Below are 25,768 nucleotides of genomic sequence, written 5' to 3' on the forward strand. Positions count from 1 at the left end.
AGATAAGTAAGGTTATGGGCGGTTTGTCGCAAGGATTTTATTAAGTTTAGGCGATGCGCGCGAAAGCCGCCTCGAGATCGGCGATCAGGTCGTCGCAGTGCTCCAGCCCAATGTGCAAACGCACCAGCGTGCCGGTGAAATCGACGGTTTCTCCGGGGCGAATCGCCTGAATTTCTTCCGGCTGATTCGCCAGCACCAGCGATTCGAAACCGCCCCAAGAATAGGCCATGCCGAAGTGTTCGAAGTGATCGAGATACGCGGAAAGTTCGCTGTCGTTCAGACGCTTATTAAGGATAAAAGAGAACAGGCCGCAGCTGCCGGTAAAATCGCGTTTCCAGAACTCGTGTCCCTGACTGCCCGGCAGAGCAGGGTGATTGACCCGCGCCACCTCGGGCCGCGTTGCTAGCCACTCGGCCACGCGCAGGCTGCTTTCGGCGTGCTGCTTGAGGCGAATTCCCATGGTGCGCAGCCCGCGGCTGGCAACATAGGCGGTATCGGCGTCGACCATTTGGCCCATCAGATAAGACTGTTCGCGCAGCTGCTCCCAGCAGCGGGCGTTTGAAACCGCCGTGCCGAGCATCGCATCGGAATGACCGACGATATATTTGGTGCCCGCCTGAATTGAAATATCGATATCAAACTCCAGCGCCTTGAACAGAATCCCCGCCGCCCAAGTGTTGTCGATCATGATAATCACCTCCGGCGACACGGCGCGTACGGCTTTCACCATTGCTGGAATATCAGGGACTTCCATAGTGATCGAGCCCGGCGATTCCAGAAACACCACGCGGGTATTTGGCTGGACCAGCTCGGCGATATCCGCGCCAATAGAGGCAGGGTAATACGTGGTGCTGACGCCCAGACGGGTCAGCACTTTGCTGCAAAAATCCTGCGTGGGTTCGTAGGAAGAGCTGGCCATCAGCACGTGATCGCCGGTTTCGATAAACGCCAAAATAGCGTTGCTGACCGCCGCCGCGCCGCACGGATAGAGCGCGCAGCCCGCGCCGCCTTCCAGCTCGACCATCGCCTCCTGCAATGAAAAATGGGTCAGCGTGCCGCGACGGCCATAAAACAGCTCGCCGTTGGCGCGATTGGCGGTGGCAAACTTTTTGTCGGCCACGGTGTCGAACACCAGCGAAGAGGCGCGCTGAATCACCGCGTTAACAGAACCCTGAGTAAACTTTTTATCTCTGCCTGCGCTTACCAACGCAGTTTCAATCTTCCTGGATGTCATAAGACCGCTTCACCTTGTATTTCCGCCATTCCGGCGCTTTTTCCTACGTTAACATGCCTCTTCGGCAGGGTCATTTCTTTGCCAAGGTGTGTGAAAATTTTTCATTTAATGATTAACCCTGTTTTTTCATGCCAATACGTAATGTAAATAATAATGAGAACTACTATCAATTATGGCTTTTATTTTGTTATCATTTGCCGCTATTAAACTATTCAATCCTTTTGATCATGGCTGGAGGCGCTACGTGCAAACGTGTCGCATTAAGATGAACAAAGTGGTGTCATTTTTGACGGACGTAAAACAGATGATGAGTACGCGTAAAAGTGGTACAGCGAAAATCGGTACGGTAATGACTTCACTGGTGCTGATTGCTGGATTAAGCGGCAGCGCCTTTGCAGCGCCTTCTTCGAACGCAGCCAACGTGGTAACGCCGACGACCGAAACCTCGGCACCTGCGCCAACCGACGCGAGCGCGACGCCTGTGCTGCAAAGCACCAACGGCGCGGCTTCCTCTGCCGATCCTCAGGGTCCAATCATTCCAAAAGATCTCTCGGTGCTGGGCATGTATCAACACGCCGACATCGTGGTTAAAATTGTCATGATCGGCTTGCTGTTGGCCTCTGTCGTGACCTGGACCCTGCTGTTTAGCAAGGGCACCGAAATTATTACCGGCCGTCGTCGTCTGCGTCGCGAGCTGGCTTCGCTGCTGCCGATGCGTTCACTTAAAGAAGCGCTGGACGAGTCTGAAAACTTCTCTGCCAACAGCATCAGCAGCCAGATGCTGCGCGATGCCGAAAACGAGCTTGAGCTCTCCGCGGGTTCTACCGACAACGGCGGCATTAAAGATCGTACCGGTTTCCGTCTTGAGCGCCGCGTTAGCGCAGCGGGTCGTCATATCGGTCGGGGTAACGGGATTTTGGCGACAATCGGTGCAATTTCGCCGTTTGTAGGCCTGTTCGGTACTGTTTGGGGCATCATGAACAGCTTCATCGGCATTGCACAAACGCAAACCACCAACCTTGCCGTCGTCGCACCGGGTATCGCAGAAGCGCTGCTGGCAACGGCGGTCGGTCTGGTTGCGGCGATCCCGGCGGTCGTTATCTACAACATTTTTGCTCGTACCATTGCGTCTTATCGTCATCAGGTTGGCGACGTTGCAGCACAGATTCTGCTGTTGCAAGGCCGTGACCTTGATTTGGCGGCCAGTGCCGAAGAGGCACCGCGCGCGCAGGCGGGTCATCAGTTACGCGTAGGGTAAGGCAATCATGGCAATTCGTTTGAACGACGACCTCGATGAAAGCGGCGAAATGCATGACATTAACGTCACGCCTTTCATCGACGTTATGCTGGTGCTGTTGATCATCTTTATGGTTGCCGCGCCGCTGGCGACGGTAGACGTGCGGGTTAACCTGCCAGCGTCTACCGCCCAGTCTCAGCCTCGCCCGCCAAAGCCGGTGTTCCTGTCGGTCAAAGCGGACAACCAGATGTTTATTGGCGATCAGGCAATTACGCCTGATAACCTTGGCGCGCTGCTCGACCAGCGCACCAGCGGCGACAAGCAGACCACTATTTTCTTCCGTGCCGACAAGTCGGTGGATTACGCGACCATCATGAGCGTAATGGATAAACTGCGTGCAGCGGGTTATCTGAAAGTAGGGCTGGTGGGCGAAGAGAAGAACGGCGCTGCGGCGCAGTAAACCTTCTTTCTTCCTTTCTACGCGCTTAAGTTTCGCACTAAAATAGAAGGCCCGAGCCACGCAGGTGACTCGGGCCTTCTGCTTTTAACGATCTCCGCCTCGCCGCCGCCTTTGCCAAGGACTGTTATACTTAAGGCTGAACATTCTGGCAGGAGGAAGCATGAATCTGGACCTTTTCGCGCACCCCGATTTTCACCCGAGCTGGCGTGAAGACCTGTGCCCGGGCGCGGTGGTGCTGCGCGGCGCGGCGCTGGCCGACGAGCGGGAGTTGCTCAAAGCCATCAACAGGATTGCGATTAAAGCGCCGTTTCAGTATCGCGCGACGCCGGGCGGCTATGCGATGTCGGTGGCGATGACCAACTGCGGCGAGCTGGGCTGGATAACCGATCGACAGGGTTATCGTTATCAAACTACCTCGCCCGAGACTCGAAAACCGTGGCCGCCGATGCCGGACCTGTTCCACACGCTCGCCGTTCGCGCGGCAAAAGAGGCGGGCTTCGACGATTTCGAGCCTGACGCCTGCCTGATAAATCGCTATCAGCCGGGCGCGAAGATGTCGCTGCATCAGGATAAAGACGAAGAAGATTTCGGCCAGCCGATCGTGTCGATCTCGTTGGGATTGCCCGCGGTATTTCAGTTTGGCGGACTTGAACGTAGCGACCAGACTCAGCGCGTTAACCTGACTCACGGCGACATTGTGGTCTGGGGCGGGCCCGCGAGGCTGCGTTATCACGGAATTTTGCCGCTAAAAACGGGCGAGCATCCGCTAACGGGCCAGTATCGCTTTAATCTGACCTTTCGCAAGGCGCATTAACCGCGAGCATTGATGAGTCGCTGCGTAAAGCACAGGACTTCCCGCGCGTTGTGCATTAAACTAGGCGGCTTCACTGTTTCCCTCCCCGATTTCAAAAAAACGTAGCGGGTAAAACAGGCATTTTTGAACGAATTTATTAGGTGGTAAGAGCGATGAACGGTGTAATCACAACCTGGTTTGAAGATAAAGGTTTTGGCTTTATCAAAGATGAAAACGGCGATAACCGTTATTTCCATGTGATTAAAGTCGCCAATCCTGATCTTATCAAGAAAGATGCCGTGGTGACCTTTGAGCCGACGACCAACACCAAAGGTCTGTCAGCCTTTGCCGTGAAAGTCGAACCTGAGAGCAAGCATATTTTCATCGCCGGTGAGCGTATCAAAATCACCAGCATCAAGTCGTTCCTGGCTTTCAACGAAGAAGTGCCTGCAGAGACTAAAATTGATAAAGAGAACGCCGTTCTCTCTGTTGGCCTGCTGATGAATCGCATCAAGCCGAAAGATGAAGAAGTGAAAGCGACCACGCGTACCGTGAAAAAACTGCTGATCACTACCTTCCAGAATTCGACCTACGTCTTCACCGAAGATGAGATTGACGTCGACGCGACGGTTAAAATCCTTAAATCGCTGTAATCTGCTTTCAAGCCGTCGACACCTTCCCGCCGACGGCTCAATTTCTTTCTCTTCTTGCCTTTCTTCCAGCTTATCTTCTTGAATCTCTAGTTTAATAAGTCACGGTAACCGTCACGGTATCGCTATAGGTTCCGGCGGGCACGTTTGCCTGCGTGGTATTAACCTGCGCCGTATACCCTACCGCCTGCGAATTGCCGTTGCCCGTCGCCCCCTGATCGTTGGTCGGTGACCAGACGGTCGCATCCGCCTTGAGTATCTGATATTGCAGATAATATGTGGTGCCGTTAATCAGCGACGACATCTGTCGATAATTGCCAACCAACGGATTGCTGCTGGTCATTTTGATGGTGTAAGCCGCGCTTTGGGTGCAGCGCACGCTCAGGCTGTTGCTGGTAACTGGCGTAGTAAAGTTGCTCGGGAACGGATTGGAGCCGAAGCTGACGTTGGGCGCGCTGTCGAGGTAGCAAAAATTGGTGACCACCAGCGTTACGGGAATGGTGGTGGTGGCGGTTTGGTCAGTGTAAGAACAGAGCCCCAAAATGCCGATAAAGCAGACGTGTGACGCCCAGCTCAGGTTAAGCGTGTCATTGTAAGTACCGGCGGGAACGTTAGCCAAGGTCGTTTTAACATACAGCGGCAGCGTACCGTTGGTGCCGGTGAACAGGCCAAGCAGGCCGAGCAGCGAGGTCTGGGTGTAAGTATACGAACCGCCGATAGGCACGGTATTCGCGCAGCCGGAATCTATGCACAGCGTGTAAGGCACATAACCCGCCGGGATCGCGCCGTTGGCGGCGGCAAAGAGTCGGGGCGTGGTGCCCGTGCCGTTGGTGCTGGAAGAAAGCGTAACGCGAATCGTATTGGTTGCCAGCAGCGCCAACGCGCCGCCCGTACAGCGATAACCGGTGTTGGCGGTCACCAGCTGCTGCGTGCCGTTGACGGTAAACGAGCTCTGCGTGCCGAAGCTTGCACTGCCGGTCGCCGCGCCGGTGCCGTTGGTACAGTCGGCCAGCGCGGTGCCCATTCCCGCGAGGCTCAACAGCAGCATGATTGCGGCACGCCGTCCGGCATTTAGTCCGGCACGCAGTCCGGTAATAGGTTTCATTATTTATCTCCTTGTGGCGCGCTCGCGTTCGGGCGACAGACCAGCGGGCCGACCTGCTCGATGCTGTGATTTTCAGGATTCAGGTCGAAGGCGAGGCGGCAGGACGATTTGTCCTCAAGCTGCACGGTAATCATGTTGTGAACCTGCAAGTTGGTGAAATAGACCAACCCTTCATAGCCGACCACGGCAACCTGATGGCTGTTCTCTTCCGTCACCAGCGAGCCGAGTTTGATTGGCTGACCGCTGGCGTCGTTAAGACGAATGGTCGCCGACATCACTTTTTTCACCGGGAAATCGACCACCACGCCGCTGCCTTCGCGTACGGAAACGCGTTTCGAGACGTCTGGCGCAATCACGTCGGCGGGCAGGGGCAGGGTGTCGATATCAAATTTCGCCGGATAGAACGAGCTGACGTTCGGCACCAGCAGATGCCCGCGTCGGTCGGTATCGCCGATTTTCTGGTTTTCATACAGCACCGGCACGCCGCTATAATTTTCAGTATTGACCACCACGAAGGCGTCGTTAATCTTGTCGGAAATAAAGAAATCGTTGTCGATAAACACCACCGATCCGCTGACATCCGCCCAGTTGGTGTATTCGCCTTTCGGCCCGTAAACCCCGCCCTGCAACGTTGCGTAGTGGGTTTTCCACGTCACGTCGGCCTGCTGATAAGCATTGTTGCCGGTGGAATAGGCCAGATCCCAACCCACGCCGCCGTCCGTTGGCACCGATTTGCTGGCACCAATCTGCTGCTGATAATTGCCCTGATTGTCTCGCTGACTGCCGATATTAAGATTGGCGCCGAAGTCCAGCGGGATAATAAATTGCAGCTGCGCGCTGTAACCCGTTTCGCCCAGCGTTTTGTTGGCTGATAAAAACATGCTGCTTTGCCCCCACAGCGAGCGGCTGTAGGAGAGGTTCAGCAGTCGGGTGTGACTCTCATCGGCGGCTTCGACGTCAAAATAACCGATGCCCACCGTGCCGTTTGACGCGCCAAAAGGTGAGGCGCTGAAGGTGGCCTGATCGGCGCGGCGGCTCAGACGCGAATTATTGGAGTAGGAGGTAATATCCTGATAACCGTCGGTGCGCGAGGAGCGCTGCACCGCGACGCTGTAGCGGGTGGAGTAATAAGAGTAACCGACCACGTACTGCGAGCCGTTGGTGCGTTTATCTTCAATCGAATAACCGCCGAAATCATTGTAGGCCGCGCTGTTGGTCAGCGTCTGGGTCAGGCTGTCGGTGCCGTAATAAGCCGTGCCGACCACCCGATGATCGGCGCGACTCTGGCTGCCCGCGAGGCTCAATGTGCCAAGCCGCCAGACCGCGATGTCCGCGCCCACGCCGCCGAGCTGCAACCCTTTGGTCGCCTCGGCGTGGGTCGAAAGCGTGAGAGAGTTGGTTACGCCGAGCCGATAGATGCCGCTGAATGCCGGATCGCCGTAATCGTTGCTGTCGAGGCCGTAATTGTTACGCACCTTGCCGAGCGAGAAGTCAAAATCGGTCAGCCCTTTTTGCAGCAGCTGGTTGGAGACATAAAACGGCACCGAGGTTGAAACCTGCCGTCCGAGCGCATCGGTGGTGACTACCGTCGCCTCGCCCGCGCCGTTGATGTAAGGCACGTTTGTGAGCGTAAACGGCCCGGAATTCAGATTACTGCTGCTGGCCTTGTAGCCGTTGATAAATAAATCGACCGAGGTCGGCACCGCCGCCGTGCCGCTGTATTGCACCAGCGGATAGGTCACCACGTCAGGCCGCACGCCGAAGTTGCGGCTTATACGCAGGCCGCCCATGCGCGCCGAGTTGCTCCAGGTCAGCGAGTTACTCACGAAGTCGCCGACCTGATAACTGATCAGCCGCTGGTCGTCGCTGTAGCGCCAATAGGTGTCGTAGCGCAGATAGCCATCCTGATAACCTGCGCTTTCGTTATCGCTGCCGTCATCAACGCTGGTGCGCCAGGTTCCGGTGTTGGAGAGAATGCCGACGCTGCTGAACAGCCGCTGTTCCAGATAGGTCGCCAGCGTCCGCGAGCCGTGATACGGGTCGGAATAGTAGGAGTCATAGTTAAACAGCACCCCGTTGCTGCTCTGCGCGGGGGTGTAATTCAGCAGCCGCGCGCTCTGAATATCCTGCTTGGGCAGCCAGTCGTCCGGCATGGTAATAATCAGCTGCTGCGCCGACGCCTTGTAGCTGGCCTTGACGTTGGGCAGCGCGCCGACGTCGACCAGTCCCTGCTGCTGTCCGTTAAGATGAACATGATATTTAGACAGAATGCCTGATTCCACCAGATAGCTGCCGTTGCGATACACCACCGGCACCACCTGATTGTCGGTTTGCCCGTTCACCACCAGCGAAAGATAGTAGGTCGCGCTGCTGACCACCGGCGCGGCGCGCGGCGGCTCGGGCAGCGAGGAGTACTCCTGCCCCTGGGCACCGAAAGTCAGCAGACTCAGTCCGCTGACATAAAACAGGCTTCGACGACCCTTCAAACGCGTTTTCAGGGTCTGACGTCTTTTTTGCATGCAGCCAGGCTCCTGCCTTTATTCGCCGTATTTAATGACGATAGGCCGGGTGTTATCGGCAATCTGCGCGTTGAGCTGGCTGCTCGAGCTTGGCGTTCCCGCGCCTGATGGCAGCGGCCAGCGCATGGTTTTACCCGGTAAAACATAGCCAAGGAAGCCGGTGGTCATGGTTTTAACGGCCTGCTTCTGGTTATTGCTCGCCGACCAGAACACGTTGCTCAAACGCGCGTGAACGATGCCGCTGTTATGAACTTGCAGATAAGGTTTGCCGCCCACGTTTTGCAGGCTCCAGCTTAAAATCGGTTTGGTGGCTGAATCACTGTCGCGCTTAATGTCGGTGCGTTCGTCGGTCCACAGCCCTTCGCCGTCGATAAACAGCGGCAGCAGATAACGCATTTGCAGCTGTAATCCCACCATCGGTTTGCCAGATTCTTTAGGCTGATTTAAAGAAGACGGCACTTCGTCGATGATAATGCGGTAAGCCTGTTCCGTGCGCGCCGGGGCAGGCGTATTGCGGATTAAACGAATCAGCTGACGCTCGCCCGGCGCGACGGTCGCAAAAGGCGGGCTGATCACGATGTTGCTTTGATCGGCATAGGTTTCATTAAAGTTGTCCTGCTTCCAGGCGTAGACACGAATTTGCAGCGTAACGGGATCCGCCCCGCGATTCTCCAGCCACAGGGCAGAACCGTTTTGATCCGATTCGATAATCTGGTAAACCGGCCACACCAGCACTGAACTGGCGGCAAGGGAAGAGGCGCTGACGGTAAACGCGGCGGCAATAACGGCCCAGCGGGCTAAAGAACGCAATGTGGATAAAACCATAATAAAATCCTATCTGTCAGTAAGTTAAAGTCACAGTCACCGTGTCGGTATAAGTACCGGCGGACGGTAGCGTGCTGACGGCAAACATTCGGCCATATACCGTGTACGTTTGCGTGGTCGCAGGAAACGAGGCGACGGTCATCGCCTGCGCGCCTGTGCCCCAGACCAAAGTGCGGGCGTTGTTCTGATAAAGCTGATAGGCGAGGGTTTCGGTTCCGGCGGCATTGGCCATATAACGCTGGGTCACGTTGCCGCCGTGAATACCGTAATCCATCGCGATGCTGACGGCAGTGCCGGGCGTGCAGGTCACGACTACCGACCCTGCGCCGCTGGTACTGGCGATATCGACGTTGCTCGGTACGGTAGAAAAGGAGCCGAAATTCATCGTGCCGAGGTTGGTTATCGGACTGACGGGCGTGCTGCCAAAGGCACAGCCTTTTGTGATGACAGCGGAAACGGTAAAGGTGAGCGCAGGCGTTGTCGCGGCCCGAACGGGAAGCGCGAACAGCAGGCCGGTGAGCAGGGTTGGGAGCAGCAGATGGCGCGGCTTTATCATGGTAGCCTCCGCTTACCAGCTGACGGTGACATTAACGGTGTCGCTGTAAATACCGGCGGCGGGCGTCGTTTGGCTCGGAACGCGGCCATAAACCGTGTGCCATTGATCGGCGCCGTTGCCGACATCACTCACGCCGACAGTGTTATTCCACACGGTCGCGCGGGCGGCATCGGTATATAAGTTGTAGAGCACCGTCAGGCTTGTATTGGTGGTGTTGACCATCGTTCTATTGGTCACGCTGCCACTTTTTCCGCCATCCATGAAAATTTTGTAGCTCAGCCCATTGACGCATTTCACGCGGATCGATCCTGCCAATTGGGCGCTGGTGGCATTAATGACACTGTTTAATGAGGCATAATTGCCGAAATTGAGCGTGCCATAACTGATGGCACCGGAGGTGACCGTACCGGCTTCGCACGCGGGTAACAGGGTAGCTTGAACGGACAGGGTAGCGGCGCGGGCGCAATCAGATACGCCTAAACCGTAAGGCAGGAGGAAAAGCAGTGGTAGTACGCGTACCTGAAATCTCATACCTCTTCCCTTCGCTTGCCATTCCCTTGCTATACCTTGCCATTCCATTTAAGGCACTGATAAACAGGGCCTTGTTAGGCCCTGAATGTCAGATGTTACCATGCAATCGTAGCGACGACGGTATCATTATAGGTAGCAGCAGCCGGAGCCGTGGTGGTCTGATCGGCAGGCAGTACGCGTGCATAAATCGGGAAGTCCTGCGCACCGATGGCCAGCGCAATCGGGGTATTGATGCCGATTTCGGTGGTACGCGCGGTGTTGGAATAGAGACGATAAGGAATAGTGGTCGCGCCGCCTGCGGTCATGGCGCGCACGCCGGTTCCGCCGTTGTTGCCGGCATTAAGTGACAACGTTGGAGTCAGGCCGGTGCTGCAGGTCACGGTGACCGCAGAGGTTCCATTAGCACCAATCAACGTACCGTTGACCACGTTGGTCAGGTCGGAATAGTTACCAAAGTTGATGTTACCCCATTGGTTAACACCTGCAGTAACGCTGCCGTTGCCTACGGTACAACCTGCACTAATCGTCAGCTGAACGCCGATTTGACCTGTCAGAGTGCCCGCCGCAAATGCGCCTGATGACAGAGAGAACGTTGCCGCTGCTAACAGCGCAGATAAAGCTATGTGTTTAGTACCCATGATGACTCCCAATAACAACTTACACTGATGTGCTTCACGCAAGAAACTTGCGAGTGGAAATCCTTGGTGGTTTGAAATCAACAGCAAAACAAAGCAATACGTGGGCGAGCCTTTTGCTCTGGGGCAAAAGTTATCGTTTACTCTAGACCTGCTCGTTGCTGTCGATCCTTTGCGGATCTGGCCATCACGGGCGGGTGGCAAAACATTAATCAACCTTATGAAACATTCGGTCGTACCCTAATATAATTTAATAAAATTAACTTAAGGAGATCTTTTTAGCATCTTGCGAAGAATCGATTTAAATCCTTATTTACCTAAAAAGGCAGTGCAAAATATCGCCAGCATGCCCTTTTGGTAATGTTTGTTCTTTGTCAGATTTACGTTTAGGCTTTGTAAATTGACAATTAAAATAAAGTTAACATTCTTTTATGGATTGGGGTGCTGGCTCTTTCTTTAAACAGAGTGCCGCATAGACGATAACGGCTGAAATCAGCGTGATTGCCGCCAGCCACAGCAATAACTGATGGAAAGCATCGGCATAAACCGCCGTAAGCTGTTGCGCGTTACTGGTCGGCAGGGCCAGCAAAGCCTGCTTTACATCGCCGGTCGCCAGACGCTGAACCGCGACACTCGCGCCATGACTTCCCAGATTTACCGCGAGATCTCCACTGCTTGCCCGTAGATTCCCACCGCTTGCCAATAGATTTTCACTGTTTGCCAATAGCTTAGCCACGCTTTGGCCGACAAAACCCGCCAGCATCGCGCCGACAATGGCGAGGGCAATCCCTTCGCCCGCCACCCGCGTGGTGCTGAAAATTCCTGTCGCCATGCCCGCACGCTCTTTCGGTACCACGCTTATCGACAGCCCGTCCATCAATCCCCACGGCAGTCCAATCCCGATGCCAATTAGCGCCATCGGCAGCAGCGTCGCTGACATTGTTTGGCTGGCAATCGCCTGACTCAGCCACATCAGGCCGCCCGCTGAAATCACTAAACCTGCCGTGCAAACCAGACCCGCCGAAATCCAGCGCGTCAGTAAGGCGGCAAACAGCGGCACCACCAGCATCGGCACCGACAGCGCCATCATCATCAGTCCGGCCCGCTCTTCAGACATGCCGGCCACGCCAATAAACTGCATCGGCAGCAGCACCAGCAGCACCACGAAGGCAAAGGCGGTCGCCAGCGGCAGCGCCTGCACGCCGATAAAACGCGCATAGCGGAACAGTGAAAGATCCAGCATCGGATGACGAACGCGCTTTTCGGCCCAGACAAACAGTGTCAGCAGCACGACGGTCAACGCCATCAATCCCAGTACCTGCACGCTAGCCGCGCCGTAAGCCGGGATCTCCATTAATCCCCAGGTGAGCGAGGCGAGCATGGCGGTAAACAGCAGCGTACCGGGCCAGTCAATGCCTGCCGCCTGCGGATTTTTAGACTCGCGCACTCGCGTTACGCCAATTGAAAGCGACAGCAGCGCGATCACCATCGAAGAGAGGAACACGGCGCGCCAGCCAAAATGCGCAATCAGCAAACCGGCGAGGAAAGGCCCGAAAGCTAAACCGACGCCAAAACTGCTGCCGAGCAGGCTGAAGGCGCGCAGCTGCGCCCGGCCTTCAAATTCCTGCGCCAATGAGGCCGATCCGCCCGCCAACGCCGCCGCTGCCGCCATGCCTTGTGCCGCGCGCATCAGGTCAATCCACAGCAGGCTTGAGCTGAAGCCGATTAATCCGGAAAACAGGGTGAACAATGAGACGCCGATGATAAAGACTTTTTTGCGGCCTATCTCGTCGGCCAGCGCGCCCGCCGCCATCAGAAAGCAGCCGAAACTCAGCATAAAGGCGTTGGTTATCCAGCTCAGCGCCTGCGCGCTGCCACCTAATTCGCGGCTAATGACCGGCGTCGCAATCGATCCACTGACAAAGCTCAACGGCAAAATAATCCCCGCCAGACAAATTGCGAACAGCACGGGCGTTTTGCTCGCCGGCTTTTGGGTCGATGAAGAAGAGGGGGTAGATAAAGGCGAAATTGTGGGATGCGTCATCGGGCTTCTCCAGATAAGGTTAAGACCCAAGATGATAAATTGTCCTGAATTTGACGGAAACGGGCTGCTTGTCCGAGGATTAAGGACAAAAACGCTCTAATGGCAAGAGGTGAGATGGACAATATCAACGGCATGCTGGCGTTTGTACGGGCAGCACAGTGTCAGAGCTTTACCGCGGCGGGCGAACGCCTGGGTATTTCTGCCTCGGCGGTGGGCAAAAGTGTCGCGCGACTTGAAGCGCGGCTTAACGTGCGGCTGTTTAACCGCAGCACCCGCCGCATCAGCCTTACCGACGAAGGACAGCTGTTTTTCGAACGCTGCCAGTCGATTGTTTCGCAAATTGAAGAGGCCGAAAACGAGCTGTTGCGCCTGTCGGCCACGCCGCGCGGCAAGCTGAGGGTAAGTTTGCCGCACATTGGCTATCGAATGCTGCTGCCGTATCTTGCCGAATTTATGCAGCGTTATCCGGAAATTGAGCTGGAGCTGGATTTCACCGATCGGATGGTCGATATCATCGCCGAAGGAGTGGATATCGCCATGCGCAGCGGCGCGCTGACCGATTCGGAAATGATGTCGCGCTCGCTTGGCAGCTTTCGTTTCGTGATAGTCGGCAGTCCCGACTATTTAGCTCGCTGCCCTGCGCCACGGCGGCCCGAAGATTTATCACGGCACGCTTGTCTGCGTTACCGTTTTACAAAAAATGGCCAGTTGCAGAACTGGGATTTCGCCGACGGCAAGCCAAGAGATCTGCCAATTGCGCTAACCTTTAACAATCTCGAAGGATTATTACAGGCCTCGCTGCGCGGCCTTGGTTTAACCTATGCGCCGCAATTTATCGTCAAAGAGTATCTGGCGTCGGGCGAGCTGGTCTCGCTGCTGGAAGATTTTATCAGCGATGGCGGCAAGTTTTCGGTGGTCTGGCCGAGCAGCCGTCATTTATTGCCCAAAATTCGCGTGTTCATCGACTTTCTTAGCGAAAAGAAGGTGTTAAGTGAGGAGTGAACGATCCCGCCTGCGCCGCGAGAAAGCGCATGATCACTCATACAAATCGGGGACAATCATGGTTTCAGGCAGCATCGTGCGCTTGTAATCATCGCTGTAATTGCGCTTTGGCAGGGTGATGGTCGGCGGTTCCATCTCTTCGTAAGGCACCTGTTCGAGCAGGTGATTGATGCAGTTCAGGCGCGCTTTTTTCTTGTCGACGCCCTGCACAATCCACCACGGCGCTTCTGGAATGTGCGTACGTTTGAGCATCACCTCTTTGGCGGCGGTGTAGTTTTCCCAGCGGCGGCGGCTCTCGAGGTCCATCGGGCTGAGTTTCCACTGTTTCAACGGGTCGTGAATACGGCTCAGGAAACGTAATTCCTGCTCTTCATCGGTAATTGAAAACCAGTATTTCACTATTTGAATGCCGCTGCGGGTGAGCATTTTTTCGAATTCGGGCACGCTGCGAAAGAACTCTTCGTACTCCTGATCGGTACAGAAACCCATGACCTTTTCGACGCCCGCGCGGTTGTACCAGCTGCGGTCAAACAGCACCATTTCACCGGCGGCAGGCAGTTGCGCGATATAGCGCTGAAAATACCATTGGGTGCGTTCGCGATCGTTAGGCGCGGGCAGGGCGGCAACGCGACAGGTGCGCGGATTGAGCCGTTGAGTGATCCTTTTAATCACGCCACCTTTGCCGGCGGCATCGCGACCTTCGAAAATAATCACCATCCGATGGCCGGTGCGCATCACCCAATCCTGCATCTTGACCAATTCGCCCTGCAAACGCAGCAGTTCGCGGAAATACTGTTTGCGCCAGGTTTTATAATCGTCTGATTCCGGCTCGCCATCGCCAAGGCGACGATCGTCCAGCTCCATCTCCAGCTCTTCGTCGTAGCTGTCATAAAATTCTTGTAATAAGCGTTGGTTAAAGGTGTATTCACCTGCTGAACCGTTCTCGTGCATAGCCATAACGCTTTCCCTCAATGTTATGCTGCAAAAAAGTCATGCTGCAAAAAATGTCATGCTGCAAACGCAATAAATTCAGTAGGATTATTGGTACTGGAGGTGACATTTTTATGACAGTAAGGTGACATTTAAGCTTCTGTTTTATGAAGGAATTATTGCCAGCAATGGCGCATTAAACACAGCGGCAATTTTATGGGCGTCAGGCATCCAGCGTCAGTTTTTCCATCATCACAATCATCTTTTGAATCACGATTTGCGCCGCGCGGGAAAGCTGGCGACGAGGCGCGACGCACAGCGCGAGGGTCAGCGGTTTGACGCTATGGCCCTGTAACGGCACGAAAGCCAGGCGTTTTTCCTGCAAATCGGGAATAACGTCGAGCAGGCTGAGCACGCCAACTCCGGCTCCTTTGCGAATCAGCTCGCGCATCATCCGCACGTCGTTACAGACAATCGAAGGCGCCTCGTGCAGCTGATAGCGGTTATACAACAGCTTGGCACGCGCGTTTACCATCAGCGGTTCGGAGGGAATAATGTGCCGATAATCCGTGATATCGCCGAATGACAGCGACTTTTTTTCGGCCAGCGGATGCCCAATCGGCATCGCGATACCAATCGGTAATTCGGCAAACGCGCGAACTTCTAGACCCGTGTGCTCGATAGGGTCGAGCAGCAGGCCAAAATCGACCTCGGCCGAACTGACGTGTTCACTAATATTACGGCTCTCTTCAATACGAATATTGAATGTCAGATACGGAAACTCTTTGCCCACGTCGGCAATAAGCTGCGCCATCAAACCTTCACTTAACGCCGCTATTATCGAAATACTGACGTGGCCGCGACGTAAACCCTGCATTTCATCGAATCTTTCACGCGTGCGGGCAAACTCTTTGCGCCAACGTTTAATGTCATCAAACAGTACTTCACCCGCCGAGGTCAGTTTTAACCCTGCTGGCAGACGTTCGAAGAGCGGCGTTTCCATGGTCTTTTCGGCCTGCAAAATTTGCCGATTAATCGCCGAAGCCGAGACGTGCAGCACCTCGGCGGCCTTGCGCAAACTTCCCGTACGGGCAACTTCAACGAAATATTGTGAAAAGCGAGAGAATGGCGACATAGGGTGTACTAATTTTTGCAGTGAAATAGTGAGATATCTATTATGGACTGCATCACCTATTTTTCCTAGATTGTACGAGATCTGTATGGAAACAGGTTTTTCTGATGTTTTTCTACAAATTGGCTATAAATAACAGGCAGTGATGACAGGGTTCGTCAAAACACGCAGTTTTTCCGTGTGGTTTTATTTCGAGTCAGACGAATCTTGCCTTCTGTACTCTTGTCGCGCGGACGTGTTTTGAAAAACAAAACTTATAACAAGCGTGTATTGAATAGCGCGCGTCCGAGAGACAACCAATGTTAGAGAAAATATTTAAACTCAAGGCTCACCGTACTAACGTTCGTACCGAGATTCTGGCGGGCATCACCACGTTTCTGGCCATGGCCTACATTCTTTTCGTCAATCCGTCGATTCTAGGCGCGACCGGCATGGACAAAGGCGCGGTTTTCGTCGCGACCTGTCTGGCTGCCGCAATCGGTTCCGCGTTGATGGGATTCATCGCCAATTACCCTATCGCGCTTGCGCCGGGCATGGGTTTAAACGCCTTCTTTACCTATACCGTCGTGCTGCACATGGGATACAGCTGGCAGATTGCTTTAGGTGCGGTCTTCCTTTCAGCCTGTATTTTCTTCGCGTTATCAATTTTCAAAATTCGTGAATGGATTATTCGCAGCATTCCTCTGCCGCTGCGTTCGGCGATTGCCGCCGGTATTGGTCTGTTCCTCGCCCTTATCGCGCTTGAAAGCTCCGGCATCGTGATTGGCAATCCTGCGACGCTGGTGGGTCTGGGTGATTTGACCAAGCCTGCGCCATTGTTTGCGATTTTTGGCTTTATTATCATCGTAGTACTGGAAGCACGCCGCGTCACCGGTGCCGTATTGATCGGCATTCTGGCGGTCACTATTCTCGCTATCGCGCTGGGCTTTACGCCGTTTGGTGGCGTGATGTCGATGCCACCTTCGATCGCCCCGACCTTTATGCAGCTTGATATCAAAGGCGCATTCAACGTTGGCTTGATTAGCGTAATCTTCGCCTTCCTGTTCGTTGACGTGTTCGACAACTCCGGCACATTGATTGGTGTGACCAAGCGTGCGGGCTTAACGGACGCCGACGGCAATATCCCGAAGATGGGCCGTGCTCTGGTCGCTGACAGCGCTGCTGCACTGTTTGGCTCTTTGTTGGGGACATCAACAACGACCAGTTACATCGAATCTGCGGCTGGCGTAGAAGCCGGCGGACGTACTGGCTTAACGGCTATCGTTGTCGCGATTCTGTTCCTGCTAAGTCTGTTCTTCGCTCCGCTGGCGGGCAGCGTTCCGGCCTTTGCGACCGCGCCTGCGCTGTTGTTCATCGCCGTATTGATGACATCGGGTCTGGCTGAAATCGACTGGAAGGACATTACCGTCGCCGCGCCGGTGACGGTCACTGCGTTGACGATGCCGCTGACCTATTCGATTGCCAACGGTATCGCGTTTGGGTTTATCACTTGGACGCTGGTGAAGTTGCTTAGCGGGCGCTGGAAGGAGTTGAACACCGCAATGGTGGTGTTATCACTGTTGTTTGTTATTAAACTTGGTTGGCTGAGCGCATAAGCTTTGGTATTTAGATTTGGAATCTAAAGGCAATTTTTTAAAAGGCGAGTTTGGATTTTTAATTCAAACTCGCTTTTTTGTTTTAATTGCAAATTGGTTTTTAAGTTTAAGTTTAATTTTAAGTTCAAGTTCAACTGCATGCGCTTCGCTTACTGCGCGGCGGCGCAGACCGCCTCAAGGATGTTCCTAAGCGAACACCCTTGAGAATCCCGCGCTTTTTTTCCAAAGTTGCAACGTGAGGACTACATTCGTAGATCTTTCCAGATGCTCCCGCGCGTGGCGTAGGTCGCGCGGCTTCGCCGTTCCTTCGCTACGTTCACAAGCCAAAAACGTCTTGCTCAACTACGCTCAGCGCCGCCCTGAGGCCGCCAATAATAGCTAAAAATAAAAAACCGATAACTCTCAGGCGGTCAAAAGCCGATCCCTCAAACAATAATTTTTAGGTTGAAAGATCGGTCCTTGACCGCCTAAGAGTTTCCGCCCTTGCTTTAAGAGCTGTAATTGGCGGTCTCAGGGCGGCGCGGAACGGCGTGAAGAAGACGTTTTTGGCTTCTGAGCAAAGTGACGGAAGCGCGAAGCGCCGCGACCAACGCCACTCGCGATGGTCACTGCAAAGATGTAACTTTCTAGTCCTCATGTACCAGCTGTGGAAAAAAAGCTTGGGATTCCAAAGGGGCGAGCGACTGCGCCTCTTTGGGCGGTCTGCGCCGCCGCGCAGTAAGCAGAGCGCATGCAGTTGAACTTGAAGTTGAATTTAAAAGTTTGCTATTAGATTTTCAAATCTAAACCCGACTGCGCTTCTTTGGGCGGTCTGCGCCGCCGCGCAGTAAGCAGAGCGCATGCAGTTGAAGTTGAACTTGAACCTAAAAGCAATTTTTGAATCAAAAGACCAAGATTTTGCCCTTAAAATTAAATTTGAAATTAAAAAAGGAAAACATCTTTTCTCCGTTTTAGGGCCTTTTGGTGCTCTGAAACTTCAAAATTACCCCATTATTTGTTATATTATTGAGCACTTCATCGATACTGATTTTCATCGATGAACAGGCTTCTTTAAATCGCTTTACCAGGATAACGACATGTTAGATTTTCGCTTTCCGACAGCAATGCAGATGGTTTTTAGTGTGGCACTGGCTGAAAAGTCCGGTCATCGCTGTACCAGTGCGACTTTGGCAGCGAGCCTGGAAGCCAATCCAAGCTTTATTCGCAAACTGATGGTGCCGTTAACCCATCAAGGCATTATTGTCTCGACCCTCGGTCGTACCGGTTCCATTCGTCTGGGTCGTCTCGCCGATGCCATTACGCTGCGTGATATTTATACCAGCGTCATCGAAGATAAACGCCTGTGGGCCGCGCGTCCCGAAGGATCCGCCAAGTGTCTGGTCAGCGCCAACGCCTGCGGCTATTTCAAATCGGTTGTCCACGAGGCCGAAGAGGCGTCAATGGCCGTTCTGGCGCGCTACACCGTCGCCGATGCGCTAGCCGAATTCGAACGCAACGGCAGCTACAGCTGCGGCGGCGAAGAACTGGTCGCCAAGTAGCTTCCCATTTCTGAAGACATGAGTTTCTGAAAGTACGCACTGTGATAAACATTCAGTAAAAACAAAGGGACACCTCTCGCGACGTGTCCCTTTTTAGTTTCTGTTTTTCTGTGAGTTAACCGTAAATTTTAAGGCTTAACTTTCCGTTTGCGGAGCCGTAACCACCTCGCTTTTAGCCTCGCTTTTTTTACTGACCAGCTTTCTCAACGCGACGTAAAATACCGGCGTCAGGAACAGCCCAAACAGCGTGACGCCGAGCATGCCCGCGAATACGGTAATGCCCGTCACGCCGCGAACTTCAGCACCCGCGCCGTGTCCGAGGATCAGCGGCACAGTACCGGCGATAAAGGCTATTGAAGTCATAACGATAGGGCGCAAACGCAGGCGACAGGCTTGCAGCGCCGCCTCGACAATTCCTTTGCCCTGCAGCTCGAGTTCGCGAGCAAACTCGACAATCAGAATGGCGTTTTTGCACGCAAGCCCCATCAGCACGACTAATCCAACCTGCACAAAGACATTGTTATCGCCGCCCGTTAACCACACGCCGAACAGCGCGGAAAGCATGGTCATCGGCACAATAAGAATCACCGCCAGCGGCAGCGTCCAGCTTTCGTACAGCGCGGCCAGCACCAGAAAAGCCAGCAGCACGGACATCGGGAAGACGATGAGCGCGGCGTTGCCCTGCGTCGATTGCTGATAACTCAGGTCGGTCCATTCAATATTCATCCCGTTAGGCAGCAGATTTTTTGCCAGCGCGCTGACTTCGGTCATCGCCTCTGCGGAGGAAAGCACGCGCGGATCGGCGTCGCCAATTAAATCCGCCGCCGGATAGCCGTTGTAACGAATCACCGGATCCGGCCCGTAAGTAGTAGTGATATTGACCATGCTGCCAATCGGCACCATCTCGCCCTTATCATTACGGGTGCGCAGATTACCAATGTCTTCAACGCTGTCGCGAAACTGACCGTCGGCCTGCGCCATGACCTTCCACGTGCGGCCAAAGCGGTTGAAATCGTTGATATAAGCCGAGCCCAAATAGGTCTGTAGCGTACTGAAAAGTTCATTCAGCGACACGCCCTGCGCTTTGGCTTTGTCACGATCGATTTTCGCTTCGAGCTGCGGAACGTTGGCCTGATAGGCGGAGATCGGGAAACTCATGCCCGGCGTTTGCATAATCGCGCCCGACATCGTATTCACCGCCGTTTGCAGCGCGCCAAAGCCGAGACCCGCGCGGTCCTGAATATAAAGTGAATAGCCAGAGCCCTGACCTAAACCGAGTATCGGCGGCGGCATAATTGAGAACGCAAAACCTTCCTGCAGCTGCGAGATCTTGGCGTTGATTTCAGCATTAATCTGCGCCGCCGTGCGGGTACGTTCGCTCAGCGGTTTCAGCGCGAAAAATACCGTGCCGGTATTCGGCGTGTTGGTAAATTGCAGCGCGTTGAGGCCCGGGAAAGCGACGGCGTCAATCACGCCATCAGTTTGCAGCCCAAGCGCGCTGATTTTGCGCACCACGGCGTCGGTACGCGACAGCGACGAGCCTTCCGGCATCTTCACACCGGCAATAAGATAAAGTTTATCTTGGGTCGGAATAAATCCGCCGGGCACTACTTTAAACATAAATCCGGCCGCGCCAAGCAGCAGAATATAGACCACAAATACCGCGCCTCGACGGCTCAGCGTCTTAGCCACCGCGCTCTGATATTTGTGCGAGCTGGCGTTAAAAAAGCGGTTGAACGGGCGGAAGATCCAACCAAATAAGCGATCGATAATGCGCGACGGCACATCTTTCGGCGCGCCGTGCGATTTCAGCAGCAGCGCCGCCAGCGCGGGTGACAGCGTCAGGGAGTTGATGGCCGAAATAACGGTCGAGATAGCGATAGTCACCGCAAACTGCTTGTAGAACTGTCCGGTTACGCCCGACAGAAACGCCATCGGCACAAACACGGCGCAGAGCACCAGCGCGATAGCAATAATCGGCCCCGACACTTCGCGCATCGCCTGATGTGCCGCGTCACGCGGTGCCAATCCTTCCTCAATATTTCGCTCGACGTTTTCTACCACCACAATGGCGTCATCGACGACAATCCCTATGGCTAATACTAATCCGAACAGGCTTAGCGTATTAAGAGAGAAACCGAGTAAATAGAGAATGCTAAACGTACCGATAACCGAAATCGGCACCGCTAACAGTGGAATAATCGAGGCGCGCCAGGTTTGCAGGAACAGAATCACCACCAGCACGACCAGCACCACGGCTTCGAGCAGGGTGTGAACCACCGCGCTGATTGAATCACGCACGAAAACGGTCGGATCGTACGGCGCGCGCCACGTCAGGCCATCGGGGAAACGCGTCGAAAGCTCGGCCATTTTTGCCCGCACGGCGTCGGAAAGGTCGATGGCATTCGCGCCCGGCGCCTGGAAAATACCGATGCCGACGGCGTCTTTATTGTTTAACTGTGAACGAAGCGCATAGCTACCTGAGCCCATTTCGATGCGTGCGACGTCACGAAGGCGGACGATAGACCCATCTTCGCTGGTTTTAAGGATAATATTGCCGAATTCGCTTTCATCCTTGAGACGACCCTGCGCATTAATCGACAGCAGATAATCGCTCTCTTTTGGCATCGGTTCTGCGCCCAGCTGACCCGCCGAAACCTGCACGTTTTGCTCGCGCATCGCGGTGACTACGTCGGAAGCCGTTAAACCACGCGCCGCGACTTTATTGGGATCGAGCCAGACGCGCATCGCGTATTCACCCGCACCAAAAATCTGCACCTGACCCACGCCCGGCAGCCGCGCCAGCTCATCTTTGACTTTCAGCGTGGCGTAGTTGCGCAGATAGAGCGAATCATATTTGCCGGAAGGCGAGTACAGATGCACCACCAGCGTCATGGTTGGCGACTGTTTCTGGGTGGTCACGCCTTGACGCTGCACGTCTTCGGGCAGTCGAGCTGCCGCCTGCGCCACGCGGTTTTGCACCTGAACCTGCGCCTGATCGGGATCGGTTCCGGGGCGGAAAGTCACGGTGGTCACCAGCACGCCGTCCGAACCGGCCACCGATTTCATGTACATCATATTTTCGACGCCGTTAATCGCCTCTTCGAGCGGCGTGGCGACGGTTTCGGCAATCTCTTTCGGGTTGGCACCCGGATATTCGGCGCGCACCTGCACGCTAGGCGGCACGACGTCGGGATATTCGCTGACCGGCAGCAGCGGCAGGGCGATAGCGCCGGTGACTAAAATGAGGATCGACAGCACGGCCGCAAAAATGGGGCGATCGATAAAAAAGCGCGAAAAGTCCATGGTTGGGATCCTGTTATTGTGCGGCGTCAGCGGCGGCTGGCGAGCTATTTTTTGCCATCTCTACGCGCTTGGCGTTGACCGACATTCCCGGCATAAAGACTTTTTGTACGCCGTCGATCACCACGCGATCGCCCGGTTTCAGCCCCTGCTGCACGACGCGCAAACCGTCGGATAGCGCGCCGAGTCGAACATCCCGACGATCGGCTTTTCCGGCAGAATCGACCACGTAAACGTATTTGCGATCCTGATCGGTGAGCACGGCCTTGTCGTCAATCAGCAGGGCATTAAATTCGTTGCTGCCGGGCATTTGTACACGGGCAAACAGGCCGGGCGTGAAGCTGCGGTCGCGATTATCGAGCAGCGCGCGCATGCGAATGGTACCGGTGCTGGCGGTGAGCTGGTTATCGGTGAAGTCGATAACGCCTTGATGTGGATAACCTTCTTCGCCAACCAATGCCACGTGAACCGGCAACGGCGCGCTTTTTTGGCTTTGCGCACGGGCAATCGACTGATAACGCAGGAAGGTCGCTTCGTCGACGTCGAAGTAGACGTAAACTTTATCGAGTGAAACGAGGGTGGTCAGCACGCTGGCGCTGTCGCCGGTGGTCACCAGATTACCGGCGGTTATCATTGCGCGGCTGGCTTTGCCGTCGATAGGAGCGATAACACGAGTAAAATCAAGGTTGAGCTGCGCCATGTCCAGCTGCGCCTGCGCGGCCAGCACGTCAGACTGCGCCTGAGCCGCGGCGGAACGGCGCTGTTCCCAGAGCTCTCGAGAAATCGCCTCGGAGCTCACCAGCTTTTCAGTGCGGGCAGATTCGCTGCGCGCCAGAGCGGCCTGATTTTTAGCCCGAACCAGCTCGGCTTTCGCCTGTTCCTGCGCGGCGCGGTAGGTGCGATCGTCGATGGTAAACAGCACCTGACCTTTCTTAACTTCGTCGCCTTCCTGATAATTCACCCGATCGATATAACCGGAAACCCGTGGTCGCAGCTGCACGCTTTGCACGGCCTCGACGCGTCCGGTGAACTCATCCCACTGCTTAATTGGTTTAACGACCACGTCGGCAACGCTGACGGCAGGCGGCGGTGGCGGTGCGTTTTGCGCCACGCTGTTGTCACATCCCGAAAGCAGAGCCACCAACAAGGCGACGGCGGAAAGTGGCACGAGAAGGGACGTGACGGCGCGACCACCCTGAGGTCGCTGATGAGAATATTGCCTGCTGATCATTATTTTTATTTCCAGTGAATAAACGCCCTCAGCCATGACTATCGGTCCTGTCCACCGACGTGACGTCCTTTGCCTGAGCAGTTTTTGGGAGGCTTGTGCCTATCATAGACACAATAAAGTATCCATTACTGATACACTAACTGAAGGGGATTGTAGGGAGCGCGCGTATAAACTGCAAGAATTATTGTTGCACTTTATGTGCTATTGTTAAAAGGAGATTTGTGAAGAGCTGTAACTTTTACACTGCGATGGATTAAATGCAATAGTAAAACTTGCATTTTATGCAAAACTGCGTCAGCCTAATAACAGGCGCTCGTTGAGAGGGCACAAACCATACGGGAAAAGCGGATATGAAAACCGAAGATTTTATTCACGATCTGATCGACTGGATCGATCACAATCTGGAAGAGCGATTGGATATTAAAACCGTGGCTGAACGTGCAGGCTATTCGCGCTGGCACCTGCAACGTATGTTTAAAGAGCACACCGGCCTGCCGATGGGCGAATATATTCGTGCGCAAAAAATGAAAAAATCTGCCGCTATGTTGGCAAGCAGTGGCGAAACCATCGTCAGCGTGGCAATCTCCCTTGGCTTCGACTCTCAGCAGTCGTTTACCCGCAGCTTCAAACGCCAGTTTGGGCAAACGCCGGGCGATTGGCGTCGTGCTGAAAACGGCCAATCTGTCGCCCGCGCCTGCCACTAATCTGGTCAGTAAAAAGCGTGGACGGGTCAATGACAGGCCTACTGCATCAACTGTTGCATCTGTCGGCTTAACGCCATTAATTGCGCATTAAGCGGAACCAGCTGTTTCTGAATAGCGTTATATTTATTCAGCTGCGCCTGGCTCGCAAATTGAAGCGTGTTGCCTGTGACAGTGACTTTCTTACCCTGATCTTTGATAAAATCGGCCTTTACAACAATGAGTTTCAAAACTTGCGGTAGCAGGGTGAACAGCTGTTCAGCCACGTCTGCAGGCTGTGAAACGGCTTTGTTATAGGCCTGATCGTACACTTTAGCGAGATCGGGAGGCTGCTTTAATGTGCCGCGCTGCGCCTCTGCCTGACTGCGCATGGCGTTGATATCTTTCTGCCATTGAGCGCTTTTGTCGGCCATTATTTGCAAATCGTTGCGTTGCTCCAGCAGGGCATTTACCGACGTCAGCGCGTTCATGCTGGTAAAAACCGGCACCAATGAAGAGTTAAGCTCGGTAGCCATTTTTTGATGAAAGTGGGCGATAACCGCATAATCCTTAACATAATGTCCGAAGGCTTTATTCTGTTGTTCACTCAGTTGGGGCAGGTCTAGCCGACCATTAGCCAGCACGCGGGTCTGTAAAAAATCGATAAAGGCTTTTCGCTGTGTCTGTTCATTATCGCCACAGCCGCTGAGCGTGAAAATTATTAGCAATAAAAGGCAGGGAATAAAAAAATAAGGCCATAGCGTATTTTTATATTGGCGACTTTCAGGTTTCGACATCATTATTTCCGGCATGTCATTAATTCTCCTCTCGACTCACGACGTCCTTATTCACCTTAGCGCAAAACTTTCCCTTCAGGCAAAAACTGAATACGGCAAATTACTGTGATTAATTAAGGCGGAATGATAAAAGAGTGGAGAAGTTTGTCGATGAAAATGAAGGGAATTGACTGCAATCTTGAATTTACGACACCGCCGCCGGGAGGGCGATGCCGTTTCTTTGCAGAAGATACTGGCTTATAAAATCTGGCTCAGCATCTGTTCGCGGGTCCAGGCAGGATGACCCGTAATATGAGCGGCAATCTGTTCAATCATGCCTTGTGTCGTGGCTTGTTTACCCGTGCTGACCAGTATTAGCGGCACGATTAGCATCATGACCAATTGGGGCACGGTGAAAGCGCTAATACTATTCCTACGATGGGTAAACAGGAACAGCGTGCTGGCGGTAACGCCGATAATCAGCCCGGTCACCACCTCGCTTACGGAATGCGCACCAATGACCACGCGGCTGATTCCGACCATCACTGGAATCACATAGCCGATCGCTATCATCACCCGATGCACATTACGATGATAGCCACCACTTAGCAGCCACAATAAGACCGGCCAAACCGTGGCCGACATGGTGGTATGTCCGCTGAAGCCGGTGAAATTATAGCTGACGCTGCCAATTCCCCAGGCAAGAAACAACAGCTTGGAAACACTAACCAGTAATCCGACGATACCAAAAGTTATTAACCACGCAACAGGTGTTAATTTCCCGCTGACTTTCCACGCCATAAACAGGCCAATAATAATCCCTGTCGGCAGCAATAACATGCTGTCGCCAAAATAAGTCAAACTATTCCAAGACAATAGGATTCCCCTTAATTAAATTTTTTATAAACGAGAATTAATAGTAATTTCAGGGAGTTTACCAGCAGGGTAAGCGGGAGTGAAAGTTTAATCGTCTTAATAGCGTGGGTAAAAAT

General features: G+C 54.0%; 23 protein-coding genes. 9 read left to right on the plus strand and 14 right to left on the minus strand.

Annotated elements, in window-relative coordinates; all coding sequences use genetic code 11:
• Positions 1-46 precede the first annotated feature (46 nt).
• Complete coding sequence (gene metC / locus SC206_RS07415; protein ID WP_332735684.1) at positions 47-1,234, minus strand: cystathionine beta-lyase; 1,188 nt, start codon at positions 1,232-1,234, stop codon at positions 47-49.
• Between the two features lie 307 nt (positions 1,235-1,541).
• On the opposite strand from metC, the gene exbB reads away from it, so the two are divergent.
• The 4 genes from exbB to SC206_RS07435 all read left to right on the plus strand — a co-directional run bounded on the left by exbB (position 1,542) and on the right by SC206_RS07435 (position 4,377).
• Complete coding sequence (exbB, locus tag SC206_RS07420) at positions 1,542-2,492, plus strand: tol-pal system-associated acyl-CoA thioesterase (protein WP_332735841.1); 951 nt, start codon at positions 1,542-1,544, stop codon at positions 2,490-2,492.
• A gap of 7 nt (positions 2,493-2,499) precedes the next feature.
• Positions 2,500-2,931: a TonB system transport protein ExbD gene (exbD, locus tag SC206_RS07425; RefSeq protein WP_332735686.1), complete on the plus strand. Its 432-nt coding sequence runs from the start codon at positions 2,500-2,502 to the stop codon at positions 2,929-2,931.
• Positions 2,932-3,091: 160 nt separating this feature from the next.
• A complete protein-coding gene (gene alkB / locus SC206_RS07430; RefSeq protein ID WP_332735688.1) occupies positions 3,092-3,745 on the plus strand; it encodes a DNA oxidative demethylase AlkB in 654 nt (217 codons plus the stop codon).
• Positions 3,746-3,897: 152 nt separating this feature from the next.
• Positions 3,898-4,377 (plus strand): cold-shock protein, encoded by a 480-nt coding sequence (locus SC206_RS07435; protein WP_332735690.1) that lies wholly within the window; start codon positions 3,898-3,900, stop codon positions 4,375-4,377.
• Positions 4,378-4,468: 91 nt separating this feature from the next.
• Here SC206_RS07435 and SC206_RS07440 read toward each other — a convergent pair whose 3' ends face one another.
• The 7 genes from SC206_RS07440 to SC206_RS07470 all read right to left on the minus strand — a co-directional run bounded on the left by SC206_RS07440 (position 4,469) and on the right by SC206_RS07470 (position 12,589).
• Positions 4,469-5,479, minus strand: coding sequence for a Csu type fimbrial protein (locus SC206_RS07440; protein ID WP_332735692.1), 1,011 nt, complete (start codon positions 5,477-5,479; stop codon positions 4,469-4,471).
• Positions 5,479-7,998 (minus strand): fimbria/pilus outer membrane usher protein, encoded by a 2,520-nt coding sequence (locus tag SC206_RS07445; protein ID WP_332735694.1) that lies wholly within the window; start codon positions 7,996-7,998, stop codon positions 5,479-5,481. Before SC206_RS07445 ends, SC206_RS07440 begins: the two co-directional genes overlap by 1 nt.
• Before the next feature lie 18 nt (positions 7,999-8,016).
• Positions 8,017-8,823 carry a fimbrial biogenesis chaperone gene (locus SC206_RS07450; protein WP_332735696.1) on the minus strand — a complete coding sequence of 269 codons (807 nt, stop codon included), beginning with the start codon at positions 8,821-8,823 and terminating at the stop codon, positions 8,017-8,019.
• Between the two features lie 16 nt (positions 8,824-8,839).
• Positions 8,840-9,379 carry a Csu type fimbrial protein gene (locus tag SC206_RS07455; RefSeq protein ID WP_332735698.1) on the minus strand — a complete coding sequence of 180 codons (540 nt, stop codon included), beginning with the start codon at positions 9,377-9,379 and terminating at the stop codon, positions 8,840-8,842.
• 12 nt (positions 9,380-9,391) lie between these two features.
• Positions 9,392-9,910, minus strand: a complete 519-nt coding sequence (locus tag SC206_RS07460; protein WP_332735700.1) for a Csu type fimbrial protein — start codon at positions 9,908-9,910, stop codon at positions 9,392-9,394.
• Between the two features lie 95 nt (positions 9,911-10,005).
• Positions 10,006-10,548: a Csu type fimbrial protein gene (locus SC206_RS07465; protein WP_332735702.1), complete on the minus strand. Its 543-nt coding sequence runs from the start codon at positions 10,546-10,548 to the stop codon at positions 10,006-10,008.
• Between the two features lie 415 nt (positions 10,549-10,963).
• A complete protein-coding gene (locus SC206_RS07470) occupies positions 10,964-12,589 on the minus strand; it encodes an MFS transporter (protein ID WP_332735704.1) in 1,626 nt (541 codons plus the stop codon).
• 114 nt (positions 12,590-12,703) lie between these two features.
• On the opposite strand from SC206_RS07470, the gene SC206_RS07475 reads away from it, so the two are divergent.
• Positions 12,704-13,591 (plus strand): LysR family transcriptional regulator, encoded by an 888-nt coding sequence (locus SC206_RS07475; protein ID WP_332735706.1) that lies wholly within the window; start codon positions 12,704-12,706, stop codon positions 13,589-13,591.
• Between the two features lie 33 nt (positions 13,592-13,624).
• Here the strand turns inward: SC206_RS07475 and ppk2 are convergent, their stop codons facing one another.
• Complete coding sequence (gene ppk2 / locus SC206_RS07480; RefSeq protein ID WP_332735708.1) at positions 13,625-14,548, minus strand: polyphosphate kinase 2; 924 nt, start codon at positions 14,546-14,548, stop codon at positions 13,625-13,627.
• 196 nt (positions 14,549-14,744) lie between these two features.
• Complete coding sequence (locus SC206_RS07485; protein ID WP_332735710.1) at positions 14,745-15,656, minus strand: LysR family transcriptional regulator; 912 nt, start codon at positions 15,654-15,656, stop codon at positions 14,745-14,747.
• 296 nt (positions 15,657-15,952) lie between these two features.
• On the opposite strand from SC206_RS07485, the gene SC206_RS07490 reads away from it, so the two are divergent.
• The 3 genes from SC206_RS07490 (at position 15,953) to SC206_RS07500 (ending at position 18,786) form a co-directional block, all read left to right on the plus strand.
• Entirely contained in the window at positions 15,953-17,248 is a 1,296-nt protein-coding gene (locus SC206_RS07490; RefSeq protein WP_332735712.1) for an NCS2 family permease, read from the plus strand.
• A gap of 839 nt (positions 17,249-18,087) precedes the next feature.
• On the plus strand, positions 18,088-18,288 hold the full coding sequence (locus tag SC206_RS07495; protein WP_332735714.1) for a hypothetical protein: 201 nt from the start codon (positions 18,088-18,090) through the stop codon (positions 18,286-18,288).
• Positions 18,289-18,324: 36 nt separating this feature from the next.
• The gene (locus SC206_RS07500) at positions 18,325-18,786 is read left to right on the plus strand and encodes an RrF2 family transcriptional regulator (protein ID WP_332735716.1); all 462 of its coding nucleotides are present in this window, start codon (positions 18,325-18,327) and stop codon (positions 18,784-18,786) included.
• Between the two features lie 135 nt (positions 18,787-18,921).
• Here SC206_RS07500 and SC206_RS07505 read toward each other — a convergent pair whose 3' ends face one another.
• Together SC206_RS07505 and SC206_RS07510 are read right to left on the minus strand one after the other, a co-directional pair.
• Positions 18,922-22,092 (minus strand): efflux RND transporter permease subunit, encoded by a 3,171-nt coding sequence (locus SC206_RS07505; protein ID WP_332735718.1) that lies wholly within the window; start codon positions 22,090-22,092, stop codon positions 18,922-18,924.
• 13 nt (positions 22,093-22,105) lie between these two features.
• Complete coding sequence (locus SC206_RS07510) at positions 22,106-23,320, minus strand: efflux RND transporter periplasmic adaptor subunit (protein ID WP_332735843.1); 1,215 nt, start codon at positions 23,318-23,320, stop codon at positions 22,106-22,108.
• A gap of 350 nt (positions 23,321-23,670) precedes the next feature.
• On the opposite strand from SC206_RS07510, the gene SC206_RS07515 reads away from it, so the two are divergent.
• Complete coding sequence (locus tag SC206_RS07515; RefSeq protein ID WP_332735720.1) at positions 23,671-24,024, plus strand: helix-turn-helix domain-containing protein; 354 nt, start codon at positions 23,671-23,673, stop codon at positions 24,022-24,024.
• A 38-nt stretch (positions 24,025-24,062) separates the two neighbouring features.
• Here SC206_RS07515 and SC206_RS07520 read toward each other — a convergent pair whose 3' ends face one another.
• Both SC206_RS07520 and SC206_RS07525 read right to left on the minus strand, forming a co-directional pair.
• Positions 24,063-24,812 carry a DUF3053 domain-containing protein gene (locus SC206_RS07520; protein ID WP_332735722.1) on the minus strand — a complete coding sequence of 250 codons (750 nt, stop codon included), beginning with the start codon at positions 24,810-24,812 and terminating at the stop codon, positions 24,063-24,065.
• Positions 24,813-25,034: 222 nt separating this feature from the next.
• Complete coding sequence (locus tag SC206_RS07525) at positions 25,035-25,652, minus strand: phosphatase PAP2 family protein (RefSeq protein WP_332735724.1); 618 nt, start codon at positions 25,650-25,652, stop codon at positions 25,035-25,037.
• Positions 25,653-25,768: the final 116 nt, after the last annotated feature.

Origin of the sequence: Rouxiella sp. T17 (genome assembly GCF_036663475.1) — a bacterium.
In the GTDB taxonomy this organism is placed as follows: Bacteria; Pseudomonadota; Gammaproteobacteria; order Enterobacterales; family Enterobacteriaceae; genus Rouxiella.